The 1,317-nt window shown below is 34.1% G+C and carries 3 protein-coding genes; all 3 read left to right on the top strand.

Features of this window, described 5'->3' with window-relative positions; all coding sequences use genetic code 11:
• Positions 1–381, top strand: a 381-nt coding sequence (locus NQ163_RS20525) for a GLPGLI family protein (protein WP_268192182.1), incomplete at its 5' end; no start/stop codon positions are given.
• A 163-nt stretch (positions 382–544) separates the two neighbouring features.
• Complete coding sequence (locus NQ163_RS20520) at positions 545–751, top strand: hypothetical protein (protein WP_268192181.1); 207 nt, start codon at positions 545–547, stop codon at positions 749–751.
• 57 nt (positions 752–808) lie between these two features.
• Positions 809–1,317: GLPGLI family protein (locus NQ163_RS20515; RefSeq protein WP_268192180.1), on the top strand; the 509-nt coding region annotated here is incomplete at its 3' end.

Raw genomic sequence — 1,317 nt, 5'->3', positions numbered from 1 at the left:
TGCAAAATGGCAACTTGTAATTTTGCAGGAAGGAACTATCAGGCCTGGTATACTATTGAAATTCCAATTAGTGATGGACCATATAAGTTTAAGGGTTTGCCAGGTTTAATTGTTCGCATTGCGGATGTAAATAAAGAGCATGTTTTTCAACTCTACAAGGTAAAGAATTGTAAAGTGCCGCAGAATATAATCCATCTACAGAAAAAAAATACAAAGAATACAACAGCTACAGGCTATGTTAAAGCTTTAAAAGCATATACAGCTGATATGTACAGAAGATATGGTGGAAATGCATCGCCTATACAATACAAGAATCCAGATCAAGAATCTAGAACCTTAAGAAACATACGTTCCTGGAACAATTATATTGAGAAATATTAAGGAAACAGCCGCTTTGATTTTAAAAATAACTTATAGCCATCCTCATATCAAAGCAGCCTGGTAGCTAAGCTACACTGCAATTGCAAAGCTACCTAAACGAGGTGATTTATGCAATTGGCAAGTGCGTAAAGAAGGTATCTTATGCCAATAAAAATCAATTATTATGAAGATTAAATCTTTATTCATCGCTCTTTGTTTTGTATCCCTTATGGGTACTACTTATTCAGTTAAAGCTGAAAAGGATTGCCAGACAGTAGTTGTGGATTGTGGAGATGGCCCTGTTACCAATGGACAGTTTTGTTGGGATGACCCCAGTGAGGCTAAAAAAGCTGTAAGAGAGTTATTTGATGCAGTATGTAATCCTAATTAGTTAAGAATTTAAGAGGGTATCCTGCTTATGGATGCCCTCTTTCAATACTTTATTTTTATGAAAAAGCTATATTTTTTATTGGGTTTATTTTTATCCACCTCATCTTTTGCACAGGAATATCACATAATCGACTCTGTAGTAAAAAAGTTTTATTACGACTATACTTTTCAAGTAGATTCAACAGATGTTGGATCGGAAAAATACCAGGAAATGGTATTGCTTGTAGGTAGGCATTCTTCAGAATTTGCTAGTGTAAATTTATTACATATTGACTCTGTTTTTTATGCAGGAAGAAATAAAAATGTAGGTGAAGTTATCGACTTGATTATGCCCCAGATGAGTCAGTTAAGAGTTCATCGCTTTTGTGAGTATATCATTTATAAAAATTACCCATTGAAAGAGAATATTCGATTCGTTGGGACATTGGGTACGAAATCAACTTTAAAAGTAGATGAAAAGCTTAAGTTTAAATGGAATTTAATTGCAAATAGAGATACTACCATTGGATTGTATCATTGCAAAATGGCAACTTGTAATTTTGCAGGAAGGAACTATCAGGCCTGGTA

Origin of the sequence: Marinifilum sp. D737, assembly GCF_026672275.1 — a bacterium.
Taxonomy (GTDB): domain Bacteria; phylum Bacteroidota; class Bacteroidia; order Bacteroidales; family Marinifilaceae; genus Marinifilum.
The sequence above is the reverse complement of the archived record's forward strand: the minus strand, read 5'-3'. Positions and strand labels throughout refer to the sequence as shown.